This is a genomic window from Arthrobacter sp. SAFR-023 (assembly GCF_051965295.1).
Taxonomy (GTDB): Bacteria; Actinomycetota; Actinomycetes; order Actinomycetales; family Micrococcaceae; genus Arthrobacter.
The window spans coordinates 309,077-323,216 of record NZ_JBQCMF010000001.1 but is presented as its reverse complement, the minus strand read 5'-3'; the positions used below and the strand labels follow the sequence as shown (position 1 = coordinate 323,216).

Sequence of the window (14,140 nt, the reverse complement as noted above, 5' to 3'; positions counted from 1 at the left end):
GTTCCACGGTAGATTGAGCGGCGTCCAAGACCATGATGTGTCGCGGCGAGTCTTGAGATCCGCCCAAATATGGGTACCGCGAGGCGAGTGGAAACGCACTGTCCGGGCCTTCCGCTACCCTCCCGAAATGTAAATTGTCACTGCGAGTCAGTACGGTGGATACATGAGTCATGCGGAGGCCGCTGCGCCGGTCGGTCAAGCGGCGGGCGCCATCACGGAAAACCAGCTGCCGGCAGGCCAACTGCCGGCTAACCATCTCTTCGATACAGTGCTGCCGGTTCGGCCCGCAATGGTCAACAGGGGGTCGGTTGAACGGATGAGGCCAAGCCTGATTCCGGACCTGCTGGCGGCGGGAACCGCCAAGGCCATGCTCCTGTCCGGCCGGCAGGCGCTGGTCCACGGGGACGCCCTCGTCCTGGCAGAGGCCCGGCCGCTGCTGGACCAGCTCGAGGGGGCGGCGTCCGGCCCTGCGCACATCATCTATCTCGGCGCGGCCCTCGGCTCCGAAGACCTGCCTGCCGGAACGGGAGTCCTGCTCTTCATTCTGCCGGAACCGGTGGAGCCCGGTACTGCCGGCCTGCCCGCCGACGCCACCTGGGAAGGCTTCCGGGACGTCGCCGCGCAGCTGGACGCGACGCACACCGCCCTTTTCGTTGAGGCCAGTGCCATTGCCAACTGGCACGCCACCCACACCCACTGCCCCCGGTGCGGCGCCGTCACCAAGGTGGAGGCCGGCGGATGGGTCCGGCGGTGCCCGGCCGACAACTCCGAACACTACCCGCGCACGGACCCGGCCATCATCGTCACGGTGGTTGGCCCGGACGGCCGCGTCCTGCTGGGCGGCGGCGGTCCGCTGGATGCGAAGAACTACTCCACGCTGGCCGGATTCGTCGAGCCCGGGGAATCCCTCGAACAGGCCGTCGTCCGGGAAATCCAGGAAGAGGTGGGCGTGCGGGTGCGGGCGTGCCAGTACCTTGGCTCCCAGTCGTGGCCGTTCCCGGCGTCCCTCATGCTGGGCTTTACAGCCGTCACCGATGACACAGAAGCAAAGCCCGACGGCGTCGAGGTCACCCGGGCGCGCTGGTACAGCCGGGAGGAACTCCAGGAGGCAGTGCTCAGCGGCGAAATTACCATCTCCACCCGGCTCTCCATCGCCAGGTCCCTCATCGAACACTGGTACGGCGGCGTGATCCAGGACCGTCCGGCTGACGACTGACCGGCACCCCCGGCCGGCAACATGCACACCGTTGACGCCACCATGGCGGAGCAGCCCATCCACCCACACGAAGCAAGCAGCAAGAAGTGACGACAGAAAATCCTGATGGCAACGCCTCCCTGGAGGACCGGATCCTAGGCGGCCTCGACGCGGAGCAGCGGGAAGTGGCCACCACCCTGACCGGCCCGCTCTGCGTGCTCGCCGGTGCCGGCACCGGCAAGACCCGCGCCATCACCCACAGGATCGCCTACGGCGTGCACTCAGGGGTCTACAGTCCGCAACGGCTGCTGGCGGTCACATTCACGGCACGGGCGGCAGCGGAAATGCGCAGCCGGCTCCGCGACCTGGGTGTCGGAAACGTCCAGGCCAGGACGTTCCACGCGGCCGCGCTGCGGCAGCTCCAGTTTTTCTGGCCCCAGGCGGTGGGCGGGGCGCTGCCCAACCTTCTGGACCACAAGGCACAGATGATCGCCGAGGCCGCCCGGCGGCTCCGGCTGAGCACCGACCGTGCCTCCATCCGCGATCTTGCGTCGGAGATTGAATGGGCCAAGGTATCCATGCTCACGCCTGCCAACTATCTGGAAAACGCACTGGACAGAGGCGCGCCGGGCGGCTTTGACCTTACGGCCGTGGCCCGCGTGTTCCAGGCCTACGAGGACGTGAAGACCGACCGCAACGTTATCGACTTCGAGGACGTCCTCCTGATTACTGTGGGCATCCTGCAGGAAGACCCCAAGGTAGCGGCGACCGTTCGGGAACAGTACAGGCACTTCGTGGTGGATGAATACCAAGACGTTTCCCCGTTGCAGCAGCGGCTCCTGGAGCTCTGGCTCGGCGGCCGCAACGAGCTCTGCGTCGTCGGTGACGCCAGCCAGACCATTTATTCGTTCACCGGCGCATCCCCGAAGCACCTCCTCGGGTTCAAGGCACAGTACCCGGACGCGAACGTGGTCAAGCTGGTCCGGGACTACCGCTCCACTCCGCAGGTGGTCAAGCTGGCCAACGATCTCCTCGCCTCGCGCCGCAGCGGCGGGCCGGCGGCCGATGCTGCCTGGGCCACGCCGCTGCAGCTCGTGGCCCAGCGGAACCCCGGACCCCTGCCGCAATTCACGGAATGCACGGATGACGAAGCCGAGGCTGCGACGGTCGCCGGCAAGATCCGCACACTCCTTGACGACGGCGTGCCGGCGAGTGAGATCGCTGTCCTGTTCCGGACCAACGGCCAGTCAGAGGCCTACGAGCAGGCTCTGGCGTCCGCTGGGATCGGCTACCAGCTGCGCGGCGGCGAGCGGTTCTTTGCGCGGAAGGAGGTCCGCGACGCGATCCTCCAGCTCCGTGCGGCCACCCGTGCCGTATCCGAGTCCGATCCGCAGCCGCTGGGCCAGCTGGTACGCGACATCGTCGCATCTCTGGGTTACACCGACACCGCCCCGCACAGCGGCGGTGCCCTGCGGGAACGCTGGGAATCCCTGGCCGCGCTGGTGGCTCTGGCAGACGAGCTGGCGCAGAACCGCGGGCCGCAGTTCGGCCTGGCTGACTTCGTCAACGAACTCCAGGAACGCTCCGTTGCCCAGCACGCCCCCACCGTCCAAGGGGTCACGCTGGCGTCCCTGCACGCGGCGAAAGGCCTCGAATGGGACGCGGTTTTCCTCGTGGGGCTGAGCGAAGGGCTCATGCCCATCTCCTTCGCGGACGATCCCGCCGCGGTGGACGAGGAACGCCGGCTGCTCTATGTCGGCATCACGCGGGCCCGCGAGCACCTGTCCCTCTCGTGGTCCACCGCCCGGACCCCCGGCGGTCGTGCCAACCGGAAACCGTCCCGCTTTCTCGACGGGCTCCGTCCGGACTCCGTGGCCAGCTCGACCGCACGGGGACGGGGACCCGCGCCGCGCCGCAAGGCGGCCGCCCCCGCATCCTGCCGGGTCTGCGGCAGCATGCTGGCCAGCGGAGCCGAGCGGAAGGTTGGCCGCTGCAGCCAGTGCCCCCCCAGCTATGAAGAGCAGACGTTCAACGCGCTCCGTGAATGGCGTAAAGAAGTCGCACACTCCGCCGACGTCCCGGCCTTCGTTGTTTTTACCGACGCAACCCTGACTGCCATCGCCGAAGCCCGGCCGTCCTCGCTCGAGGAACTGGCCGGGCTCGCGGGCGTAGGCCCGTCCAAACTGGAGCGGTACGGCGAGGCAGTCCTCGCGGTGCTGACGGAAAGCAGCACCCTCTGATGCCCGGAAAACAGATGCCCGGAAAGCAAGGGACCGGCAGGCCACTAACCACCCATGACGGGGCTCCGGTTGAGATCCGTCGCTCTGCCCGCCGGCGCCGCACGGTCGCGGCCTTCTGGGAAAACGGCACCGCCGTCGTCGCCATCCCGGCCCACTTCACCCGGGCGCAGGAGGCGGACTGGGTGCACCGGATGCTGGAGAAGCTCCGGACCCAGGGGGAGAAGCGTTCCAGCGGTGCGGGGCGGCGGCCTTCCTCGGACGCGGCGCTGGCCGCGCACGCTGCTCAGCTCTCGGCCAGGTACCTGGGCGGCAGGTCAGCCCCGACATCGGTCCGATGGGTCAGCAACCAAAACTCCCGCTGGGGTTCAGCCACGCCCTCGGACGGGTCCATCCGGCTTTCAGACAAGCTCCGGCCCATGCCGCAGTGGGTCATCGACTACGTGCTGCTGCACGAACTGGCGCACCTGCTGGTGGCAGGCCATAACGCGGCGTTCTGGAAGCTGCTGGAGGCCTACCCCGAAACGGAGCGCGCCAAGGCTTTCCTGGAGGGCGTGGCGTTCGCCACGTCGCGCGGCCTGCCGGCCGGCGAAACAGGACAGACAGAAGAGGCCGACGCCGGGCGGTTGCCCTTCGACGTCGGCCTCTAGTTCGGCTGATGCAGGCCTAGCTCTTCTGCGCGTCGTCCCCGTCGTCGGAAGGCTTTTCGCCTTCGTCCTCATCGGTCTTGTCTCCAGCGCCCTCAGCGGGGCTGTCAAAGCCGCCGTTTAGCAGCTTCTGGAGGGCATCGTCCACTTCGCTGTCACTGGCCTCGGCGAGCTTGCGGCGTTCGCTGAATCCCTGGGGATCGTCAAGATCCTCGGCGGTGGGGAGCAGGTCCGGATGCTTCCAGATGGCGTCGCGGCCGTCGATGCCGCGCTCGGCCTTGAGCGACGCCCACAGCGTGGCGGCTTCGCGGAGCCGGCGGGGCCGCAGCTCCAGCCCGACGAGCGAAGCGAACGCATGTTCCGCGGGACCACCGGTGGCCCGGCGGCGGCGGACCGTTTCGCGGAGCGCTGCAGCAGAGGGGAGGACCTTCTCGGTGGCGGCAGCGGTGAGCTCGTCCACCCACCCCTCGACGAGGGCAAGGGCCGTCTCCAGCTTCTGCAGGGCCTGGTCCTGTTCCGGCGTGCGCTGCGGCATGAAGACGCCCTGCGAAAGGGCCTCCTGGATCCCCTCCGGGTTGCTGGGATCAAGGTCCCGCGCCAGCTCCTCGATCCGGGACGTGTCGATGTGGATGCCGCGGGCGTAGGCCTCAATGGCACCCAGCAGGTGCCCGCGCAGCCACGGAACCTGGACGAACAGGCGGGCATGGGCGGCCTCGCGGACGGCGAGGAAGAGCCGGATGTCGTTTTCGGGAAGGCTGAGGCCCTCGCCGAACTTGGCCACGTTGCCGGGAAGCAGCGCCATCTCCAGATCGGCCAACGGAACTCCAATGTCCGTGGAGCTGACCACATCGGTGGACAGGGCACCGATGGCCTGGCCCAACTGCATGCCGAAGATGGCACCGCCCACGTTCTGCAGCATGGACGAGGCGCCGCCCATCATGGACTTCATCTCCTCCGGCATCTGCTCCGTCATGGCGGTGGAGAGGGCGTTGGCCACACTGTTGGCCACGGGCTCCGTCAGACGCTTCCAGGTGCCGAGTGTCTCCTCCACCCATTCGGCGCGGGACCACGCCTTGCCGATGAGGCCCGTAGCTGGCAGGTCCGTGACCTGGTCGAGCCACAGTTCGGCTAGCCGCAGCGCCTCATCCACTTCACGTGACTGCGCGGACGTGACCGAGGGGTCGGAGCTGCCTGCGGCGACGCGGCGGGCGTTGTCGTGGGCGAGCTTCCAGTTGACCGGGCCCTCGGAGGGCGCGCTCATCATGGCCTGCACCTGGGAGAACATCTGGGCCAGCAGGTTGGGATCATTCGGCAGTCCGGCGGCTTTGGCCAGTTCTGCGGGGTCAATGTCACCCAGGCCCTTGCCGCCCATAAGGTTCTGCAGCATCTCCGCGAGCGGATCCTTTGGATTTTCGTCGCCATTGGACGGATTGAGTGGATTGGAGGTCATGATCCCGCCGATCGTCGGTGTGACTATTAATCAACTTCACGCTACCCCTGTGCAGGAGCGGCTGTCTGCCGAAAGCGGGGACGTTCGCTGTAGGCAAAGAGCTAACGGCAGGCCCGGACGCGTACTGTTAGAAGCCGGAACGTATGTAGGCTGCGCCCCGGCCGTCCGCCGGGCCGCGGCCGAGGTGCAGCGCTGAACGACGCGGTGCGGAGAGGTCCTTCAGTGACGATTACCAAGGGCGGCCAGCCCGCAGAGGAGTCCCCGGCGCCCGCCGCCGGTGGCGGGAATCCCGACGGAACCGGGGACGCCCGCCGGTCCCGGCGTGCCCGGGGCAGGGATCCCCGCATCTCCGCCATGACGTTGTCCGGGCTCCTGGCCCTCGGGCTGGGTGTGACGGCCGCCGTCCTGCCGGTCCCGTATGTGGTGGAATCGCCCGGGCCGACCTTCAACACCCTGGGCACGGAGAATACGACGCCAGTGATCAGCGTTTCCGGCCGCGAGACGTTCCCGGCGAAGGGGAACCTCGATCTCACCACTGTCTACGTCGACGGGGGCCCCAACGGTCCCGTCAGCGTCTTTGAGGCGTTCTCGGCCTGGCTGGACGGCTCCAAAGCGGTGTATCCCGAGGAACTGATCTTCCCGACGGGTGTGACCAAGGAAAAATCCCAGCAGGAGAGTGCCGTGGCCATGGCCACGTCGCAGGAGAACGCGGTGGCGGCGGCGCTGAAGGGGCTCGACATTCCTTACGGGCAGAAGCTCGAAGTGGCGGATCTGTCCGAGGGCTCGGCCGCGCAGGGCAAGCTGCAGGCGGGGGACACCTTCACCTCCATCAACGCCAAACCTGTCACCTCACTGGAGGTGATCCAGGATGAACTGGCCGCCGGAAAGGGAAAGCCCGCCGTCGTCGTCGTAAGCCGGGACGGCAAGCAGGTCACGGAAACCGTGACGCCGGCGAAGAACCCGTCCGGACGGTACATCCTGGGCGTGCTGCTCCAGTACCGCTTCACCTTCCCGTTCGACGTGAAGATATCCCTGGACAAAGTGGGCGGCCCGAGCGCCGGGATGATGTTCGCCCTGGGAATCATGGACACCCTGACACCCGGGGACCTCACCGGCGGAAAACACATCGCGGGGACCGGCACCATCAGCCCCGACGGCGTGGTGGGCCCGATCGGCGGTATCGCGGTGAAGATGCACGGTGCCCGGGCCGACGGCGCCACCCTGTTCCTGGCCCCGGCGGCGAACTGCGCAGAAGTTGTGGGGCATATTCCGGACGGGCTGCAGGTGGTCAAGGTGGAAAACCTGGACGAGGCAAAATCTGCCGTCGAGCTGGCCGCCAAGGGCGCCGACACGTCGGGCCTTCCGGGCTGCACCAACAACTAGACTAAATCGAGGAACTAAGGCTCCGGCCCGCTCGTGGCACTTATTGACAGCCGGTGCCGGCGCTATGCAGGCGTTCCACTGAAAACTTAAAATTAATACCAGCAACTGACAAAAGCTATGAGGTACGAGTTTGTCCCGTCCTGCCAGCCCCACCCCGCCCGGAAAACTCCAGACAAGGCGAGGTGCCTTGACGCCCACGCTCATCGTCGTTGCGCTGGTTGTTGTTGGGTTCATCTTCTTCGCCAATGTGTGGACGGACGTCCTGTGGTACCAGCAGCTTGGCTACTTCGAAGTGTTCCTGACGGAGAACCTGGCGCGGATCGGCATTTTTGCCGCCGGCTTCCTTATTATGTTCGCGGCCGTATTTTACGCGATCCGCATCGCCTACCACGCCCGGCCCGTCTACGCGCCGGACTCGGAAATCCGGGATAACCTCAACCGCTACCAGGCGCAGCTCGAACCCGTGCGGCGTGTGGTCATGATCGGGCTGCCTGTGCTGTTCGGGCTCTTCGCCGGCAGCGCCGCCTCCAGCCAATGGCAAAAGGTCATGCTGTTCTTCAACCAGGAGTCCTTCGGCCAGAACGATCCGGAGTTCGGACTGGACATCGGTTTCTACCTGATGACGCTGCCGTTCCTGGGCTTTGTCACGGGGTTCCTGATCAGCGTGGCCATCGTGGCCGGCATCGCAGGCATCCTCACGCATTACCTCTACGGCAGCATCAGGATCATGGAACGCGGCATCTTCACCAGCCGCGCCGCGCAGATCCACCTCGCTGTCACCGGCGCTTCGTTCCTGGTTCTGCTGGGCATCAACTTCTGGCTGGACCGCTACTCTGCACTGCAGAACAGCGGGGGCCGCTGGGCCGGCGCGCTGTACACCGACGTCAACGCCGTCATCCCCACGAAGGCGATTCTGGCCGTGGCGGCAGCACTGGTCGCCATCCTCTTCATCGTCGCAGCCGTCATCGGCAAGTGGCGGCTTCCGGTCATCGGCACGGCGATGCTGGTCATCACCTCCATCCTTGCCGGCGGCGTCTACCCGTGGGTCATCCAGCAGTTCCAGGTCCGGCCGTCCGAGCAGACCCTTGAACGGAAGTTCATCGAGCGCAACATCGGCATGACCCGGGCAGCGTACGGCCTGGACCAGGTGAAGGTGGAGCGGTACAACGCCACCACCACCACGACCGCCGGCGCCCTGGCCCCGGACGCCCAGACCACGGCCAACATCCGGCTCCTTGACCCCAACCTGATTTCGGACGCCTTCTCGCAGCTCGAGCAGTTCCGCCCGTACTACCAGTTCCCCAAGGCGCTCAACGTCGACAGGTACATGGTGGACGGCAAGATGCAGGACACCGTCATCGCCGTGCGCGAGCTGAACCCGGACGGCCTCGCCGCCGACCAGCAGTCCTGGCTGAACCGCCACATCGTCTACACCCACGGCTACGGCGTGGTCGCCGCGAAGGGCAACAAGTTCACGGCCGACGGAAAGCCGGAGTTCCTGCAGTCCGGCATCCCGTCCACCGGTGTCCTCGGCAATGACCAGACCTACGAACCCCGCATCTACTTCGGCGAGGACTCCCCGGAGTACTCGATTGTGGGTGCCCCGGAAGGCGCGGCGCACCGTGAGCAGGACCGGCCGGCGTCCAAGGAGGGCGGCGAGACCCAATACACCTTCACCGGCAACGGCGGGCCGAACGTCGGCAGCTTCTTCAACAAGGTCCTGTACTCAATCAAGTTCCAGTCCTCGGACCTGCTGCTGTCAGACGGCGTGAACGATGCCTCCCAGATCCTGTACGAACGCAATCCGCGTGAACGCGTGCAGAAGGTGGCGCCCTACCTGACCGTGGACGGCAATGCGTACCCCGCCGTCGTTGACGGCCGGGTCAAGTGGATCGTGGACGGCTACACCACCAGCCAGTACTACCCGTACTCGCAGCAGGAACAGCTCTCCGACGCCACCACGGATTCGCAGACCACTGCCGGCCGCAACGTGGCACTGCCCAACAGCTCGGTCAACTACATCCGCAACTCGGTCAAGGCCACGGTTGACGCCTATGACGGTTCGGTCACTCTCTACGCCTGGGACGATCAGGACCCGCTCCTGAAGGCCTGGCAGAAGGTGTTCCCTTCTACCCTGAAGCCCTATTCGGAGATGTCCGCCGCTGTCATGAGCCATGTCCGCTACCCGGAGGACCTGTTCAAGGTGCAGCGTGAGCTGCTGGGCCGCTACCACGTGACGGACCCTGTGAGCTTCTACAAGAACGACGACGCGTGGAGCGTTCCGAACGATCCCACCGTGTCCGAGGAGGTCAAGCAGCCGCCGTTCTACATGTCGCTGCAGATGCCGGACCAGAAGGCACCGGCGTTCCAGCTGACGTCGTCCTACATTCCGCAGGTGGTGAACAACAACGCCCGCAACGTCCTCTACGGCTTCCTCGCGGCGGATTCGGACGCGGGCTCGAAGAAGGGCGTCAAGGCGGACAGCTACGGGCAGCTCCGGCTGCTGCAGGTTCCGCCCGAAGCCCAGGTGCCGGGCCCCGGCCAGGCACAGAACAAATTCAACTCGGATCCCACCGTCTCGCAGGCGCTGAACCTGCTGCGGCAGGGCGCATCGGATGTGCTCAACGGCAACCTGTTGACGCTTCCTGCCGGCCGGGGCATGCTCTACATCCAGCCGGTGTACCTGAAGTCCACGGGTGAAACGTCCTATCCGACGCTGCAGAGGGTGCTGGTGGCCTTTGGCGACAAGATCGGGTTCGCGCCCACCTTGGACGAGGCTCTCAACCAGCTGTTTGGGGGCCGGTCCGGGGCGACGGCCGGTGACTCCGACAACAACGGGCAGACGCCCGCACCACCCGGGGGCGGTGGCGCCACTCCGGCTCCCGCGGCGGACGCCAAGGCGGCGCTGAAGGCGGCGCTGGATGAAGCAAACGCGGCCATCAAGGCCGGCCAGGAGGCGCTGGCCAAGGGTGACTTTGCGGCGTACGGCGAGCAGCAGAAGAAGCTGTCAGCGGCACTAAAGAAGGCGCTCGACGCCGAGGCCAGGATTGGCAGTACAGGCACGGCCAGCAGCCAGACCTCGCCGTCCGCGACGCCGACGCCGACACCCAGCAGCTGACTGGCAGCCACTAACTGACAGCCACTGACTGAGAGCCGCTAACCGAGCGGCAACTGATGGAGTGAAAGGCCGGCCCTCCCCGCGACTGAACTGGTCCGCGGGGAGGACCGGCCTTTCGCGTATGGGAGGGGCCCAGGGGTCCCGAGACGCAGATCACGTCGTTTGGATTTGGTCCCCTGTTCACCGGCCGGTAGAGTAGTTCTTGCGACGCGGGGTGGAGCAGTTCGGTAGCTCGCTGGGCTCATAACCCAGAGGTCACAGGTTCAAATCCTGTCCCCGCAACTGAAGAAAAGACCCGGATCACCGCATGGTGGTCCGGGTCTTTTGTTGTCTGCTTTTCCGTGCCCGATTTTCATAGCACCATCTTGGTGGCGCGGGGGTTTTTGCCTGGGAGGGCGCCTCCCGGTCCGGCGGGGTGCCCATAAAACAGGCGCGGGGCCCCGCAAAAACAGCAGTGGTCAAAGCCTCCGCAAAAGTAGGGTATTGTTGATCAAGCGACGCGGGGTGGAGCAGTTCGGTAGCTCGCTGGGCTCATAACCCAGAGGTCACAGGTTCAAATCCTGTCCCCGCAACCAGAGGGAAGCCCTGGCCACAATGTGGCCGGGGCTTTCTGCATTACCGGAGCATTTGTTCATGTGCTCGGGGTTCCTAGTATTCTCTTTCGCAGGGCCCGGAATTCCTGGCCGGCGCAGGGCGCCTCCACTGGTCAGTCATTCTCGAGAGGAATGGATAGCTCGATGTCCACAACGAAGAACAAGTCCGGCACTGCCAGGGGCAAGCGCGCCAGGCTGTACTGGGCGGTGCCTGCAGCGCTCGTGGCACTGGTGCTGGTGGTGCTCCTCGCAAAGTGGATCACCGGACTGACCGCCGTTGCCTCCTTCATGGAGGACTACCCCGGACAATCCGAGCTTCCCGCCGCCGCCCCCGTCGGCTTCCCGGCCTGGCTGGCCTGGCAGCACTTCCTGAACGCCTTCTTCCTGCTGCTCATCATCCGTTCGGGCTGGCAGGTCCGTACCACCACCCGCCCCGGCGGCTACTGGACCCGGAACAACAAGGGCCTTATTAAAACCCGGACGGCTCCCACCAAGATCAGCCTGGAGCTCTGGTTCCACCTCACGCTTGATGCGCTGTGGATCCTGAACGGGCTCGTCTTTGTGATCCTGCTGTTCGCGACCGGACAGTGGACGCGGATCGTTCCCACATCCTGGGACGTTTTCCCGAACGCCGTCTCGGCCGCCCTGCAGTACGCTTCACTGAACTGGCCCACGGAGAACGGCTGGGTCAACTACAACGCCCTGCAGCTGCTGACCTACTTCGCCACCGTGTTCATCGCCGCTCCGCTGGCCTTCATCACGGGCCTGCGCATGTCCGCCGCGTGGCCCAAAAAGGCCTCCGGGCTGAACAGGGCCTTCCCCATCGAAGCCGCCCGTGCAGTGCACTTCCCGGTGATGATCTACTTTGTGGCCTTCATTGTGGTCCACGTCTTCCTGGTCCTGGCCACGGGCGCGCTCCGCAACCTCAACCACATGTACGGCGGCAGCGACGACGTGAGCTGGGTCGGTTTCTGGTTCTTCGTCGCATCAGTTGCGGTGATGGTTGCGGCGTGGTTCCTGGCCCGGCCCCTGTTCCTGCGTCCGATCGCGTCCCTCATGGGTAAGGTCACCAGCCGCTAGCTCAGCGGCGTCGCTGCGCGCCCTCTTGTTCACATGCTCGTTCACCGGTCCTTGAGCCGCTGGTAAGTGTCCAGCGCCCTTTCCCGCGATTCCTGCAGGCCCACCAGCGGTTCGGGGTAGCCCGAAGCCGCCGCCGGGTTCTTCCACGGCTCGTGCACCGTCCTGTCATCCAGGTCCGCGAGTTCCGGTATGTAGCCGCGGAGGTAACTGCCACCGGCGTCGAACTTCTTGCTCTGCGTCACCGGGTTGAAAATGCGGAAGTAAGGCGACGCGTCCGCGCCAGAACCCGCCACCCATTGCCAGTTAGCCGGGTTGTTCGCTGCGTCGGCGTCGACCAGGGTGTCCCAGAACCACGCTTCGCCCACGCGCCAGTCCGCCAGCATGTTCTTCACCAGGAACGACGCCGCAGCCATCCGGACCCTGTTATGCATCCAGCCGGTCTGCCACAGCTGCCGCATGCCGGCGTCCACCAGGGGATAACCGGTGTGCCCCTGCTGCCAGGCCTCCAGTTCGGCGTCCGACGGCGTTTGCCAGGCAAAGTGGTCGAACTCCCGGCGGTAGTTTTGGGTGGCCAGGTCCGGATTCTCGTACAGAAGCTGCCAGCAGAACTCCCGCCAGCCGAGCTCGCTGCGGAAGATCCCGACGTCGGCCGGCGCGTTGCGGGGAAAGCGTTCCCGCAGGGAATGCCAGACACGGAAGGGACTGATCTCGCCGAAGCGCAGGTGCGGCGAGAGGCGGCTGGTGCCCTCGACGCCCGGGAGGTCCCGGCCCCTGCCATAGTCCTCCACGGGCCCGTCGAGAAAATTGTCCAGCCGGTTGTGGGCGCCGTCCTCGCCCGGGGTCCACGTCGCGGCGAGACCGCCGCTCCAGTCCGGCTTGCGGGGGAGGAGCCGCCAACTGTCGAGCCGGTCACCGGCCGGCGGGCGGCCGGACGTTCCGGCTGCGGGCTGCGGCAAGTGGCCAGGGGCATCGGCGGGAAGGCGGGGTTCCGCACCAGCCAGGCAGGAACGCCAGAACGGTGTGAAGACCTTGTATGGCTCGCCTGAACCGGTGCGCACCGTCCACGGCTCGAACAGCAGGTTTGCCTGGAAGCTGGTGGTCTCGATGCCCTGTCCGGCGGCCCACTCCTTGATGCCGGCGTCGATGCTGCGCTCCGGCTGGCTGTAACGCCGGTTCCAGAACAACTGGCCGGCGCCGGTCTCAGCCGCCAAATCCTCGATGACCGAAGCGGCGGTGCCCCGGCGCAGCAACAGCCGGGACCCGTGCGCTTCGAGGCTGCCGGCGAGGGCGGACAGGGAGTGGTGGAGCCACCACCTCGCTGCGGAGCCCAGCGGGCGGATGCCGGGGGAGTCTTCATCCAGGATGTACACCACCGTCACCGGATCCGGCAGTGCAGCCGCGGCCGCGAGGGCGGGATTGTCGTCGAGTCGCAGGTCGTCGCGGAGCCAGACAATGGTGGAAGCCATGGATTCACGCTACACGTCCCGGAAACGGCAGAGGCCGGGATCCCTGTGGATCCCGGCCCCGCAGCGGTGTGCCCGGTTTGAGCGCCCGTTACAGCTTGTCGAAGTCCGCCTCGTCAACGGTGGACGACGAAGAGGACGTCGCATTGCCACCGGCCCCGATGGCCGGCTTGGCGGTGCCTGACTTCAGAGCCGCCAGCCGGGCCTCGATCTCGGTCTGCTCGCCGAGATCCTCGAGCTGGTTGAACTGGGCATCGAGGCTCGAGGCGGCAAGCTCCTGCTGCCCACGGACCTTGGCCTCTTCGCGCCGGATCTTTTCCTCGAAGCGGCCCACCTCGCTGGTGGGGTCCAGAATGTCGATGCTGCGCAGCGCGTCGTGGACCTGGGACTGCGCGGCCGCGGTCTTGGAGCGGGCCACCAGTTCGTTGCGCTTGCTGGTGAGCTGGTTCAGCTTGCCCTTCATCTGGTCCAGGCCGGTCTTGAGGCGGTCCACCACGTCGGACTGGGAGGCGATGTTGGGCTCGGCGGCGCGGGCCTCATTTTCCGATGACATCTGGCGCTGCAGTGCCACCTTGGCCAGGTTGTCGAACTTCTGTGCATCGGCTGCGTTGCCGGCACTGCGGAACTCATCCGCCTTGCGGGAAGCCGCCAGGGCCTTGTTGCCCCAGTCCTGCGCGTTCTTGATGTCCTCGTTGTAGTCGTCCTGGAGCATGCGCAGGTTTCCGATGGTCTGGGCCACCGCGGACTCGGCTTCGGCAATGTTGTTGGAGTAGTCCCGGACCATCTGGTCCAGCATCTTCTGCGGGTCCTCGGCTTGGTCCAGCAAGGCGTTGATGTTTGCCTTCGCCAGCTGCGCCATGCGGCCGAAAATGGACTGCTTAACCATGGTGTTACCTTTCGTCCTGCTCCGTGTGTGCCACTGAATACAGTGAACTGTTGTTATACCGCTTCTATCCGCCGGCCCGGTGGCCAGG

General features: G+C 66.1%; 9 protein-coding genes and 2 tRNA genes. 8 read left to right on the top strand and 3 right to left on the bottom strand.

The features are described 5' to 3' along the window. Positions 1-163 precede the first annotated feature (163 nt). The 3 genes from nudC (at position 164) to ACTHQX_RS01475 (ending at position 4,082) form a co-directional block, all read left to right on the top strand. On the top strand, positions 164-1,216 hold the full coding sequence (gene nudC / locus ACTHQX_RS01485; protein ID WP_440155336.1) for an NAD(+) diphosphatase: 1,053 nt from the start codon (positions 164-166) through the stop codon (positions 1,214-1,216). 86 nt (positions 1,217-1,302) lie between these two features. Then, a complete protein-coding gene (locus ACTHQX_RS01480; protein ID WP_440155334.1) occupies positions 1,303-3,435 on the top strand; it encodes an ATP-dependent DNA helicase UvrD2 in 2,133 nt (710 codons plus the stop codon). Next, positions 3,435-4,082, top strand: coding sequence for a M48 metallopeptidase family protein (locus ACTHQX_RS01475; protein WP_440155333.1), 648 nt, complete (start codon positions 3,435-3,437; stop codon positions 4,080-4,082). The genes ACTHQX_RS01480 and ACTHQX_RS01475 overlap by 1 nt, the downstream gene beginning before the upstream one ends. 16 nt (positions 4,083-4,098) lie before the next feature. On the opposite strand, the gene ACTHQX_RS01470 is transcribed toward ACTHQX_RS01475, so the two are convergent. Continuing rightward, a complete protein-coding gene (locus tag ACTHQX_RS01470) occupies positions 4,099-5,529 on the bottom strand; it encodes a zinc-dependent metalloprotease (protein ID WP_440155331.1) in 1,431 nt (476 codons plus the stop codon). A 222-nt stretch (positions 5,530-5,751) separates the two neighbouring features. Here ACTHQX_RS01470 and ACTHQX_RS01465 point away from each other — a divergent pair, with 222 nt between their 5' ends. The 5 genes from ACTHQX_RS01465 (at position 5,752) to ACTHQX_RS01445 (ending at position 11,703) form a co-directional block, all read left to right on the top strand. Further along, the gene (locus tag ACTHQX_RS01465) at positions 5,752-6,912 is read left to right on the top strand and encodes a YlbL family protein (protein ID WP_440155330.1); all 1,161 of its coding nucleotides are present in this window, start codon (positions 5,752-5,754) and stop codon (positions 6,910-6,912) included. Between the two features lie 130 nt (positions 6,913-7,042). Continuing rightward, positions 7,043-10,030, top strand: a complete 2,988-nt coding sequence (locus ACTHQX_RS01460; RefSeq protein WP_440155329.1) for a UPF0182 family membrane protein — start codon at positions 7,043-7,045, stop codon at positions 10,028-10,030. Positions 10,031-10,238: 208 nt separating this feature from the next. Continuing rightward, a tRNA-Met gene (locus ACTHQX_RS01455) sits at positions 10,239-10,312 on the top strand. 216 nt (positions 10,313-10,528) lie between these two features. Next, a tRNA-Met gene (locus tag ACTHQX_RS01450) sits at positions 10,529-10,605 on the top strand. A gap of 162 nt (positions 10,606-10,767) precedes the next feature. Further along, on the top strand, positions 10,768-11,703 hold the full coding sequence (locus tag ACTHQX_RS01445; RefSeq protein WP_440155328.1) for a cytochrome b/b6 domain-containing protein: 936 nt from the start codon (positions 10,768-10,770) through the stop codon (positions 11,701-11,703). 41 nt (positions 11,704-11,744) lie between these two features. On the opposite strand, the gene ACTHQX_RS01440 is transcribed toward ACTHQX_RS01445, so the two are convergent. Beyond that, complete coding sequence (locus tag ACTHQX_RS01440; protein ID WP_440155327.1) at positions 11,745-13,169, bottom strand: cryptochrome/photolyase family protein; 1,425 nt, start codon at positions 13,167-13,169, stop codon at positions 11,745-11,747. An 88-nt stretch (positions 13,170-13,257) separates the two neighbouring features. Continuing rightward, positions 13,258-14,052, bottom strand: a complete 795-nt coding sequence (locus tag ACTHQX_RS01435) for a PspA/IM30 family protein (protein ID WP_236804189.1) — start codon at positions 14,050-14,052, stop codon at positions 13,258-13,260. Positions 14,053-14,140: the final 88 nt, after the last annotated feature.

Bases quoted from the DNA above. Each gene is read 5' to 3' on its own strand.
- nudC (WP_440155336.1), top strand. From the start codon at position 164: ATGAGTCATGCGGAGGCCGCTGCGCCGGTCGGTCAAGCGGCGGGCGCC.
- ACTHQX_RS01475 (WP_440155333.1), top strand. From the start codon at position 3,435: ATGCCCGGAAAACAGATGCCCGGAAAGCAAGGGACCGGCAGGCCACTA.
- ACTHQX_RS01470 (WP_440155331.1), bottom strand. From the start codon at position 5,529: ATGACCTCCAATCCACTCAATCCGTCCAATGGCGACGAAAATCCAAAG.
- ACTHQX_RS01445 (WP_440155328.1), top strand. From the start codon at position 10,768: ATGTCCACAACGAAGAACAAGTCCGGCACTGCCAGGGGCAAGCGCGCC.
- ACTHQX_RS01440 (WP_440155327.1), bottom strand. From the start codon at position 13,169: ATGGCTTCCACCATTGTCTGGCTCCGCGACGACCTGCGACTCGACGAC.
- ACTHQX_RS01435 (WP_236804189.1), bottom strand. From the start codon at position 14,052: ATGGTTAAGCAGTCCATTTTCGGCCGCATGGCGCAGCTGGCGAAGGCA.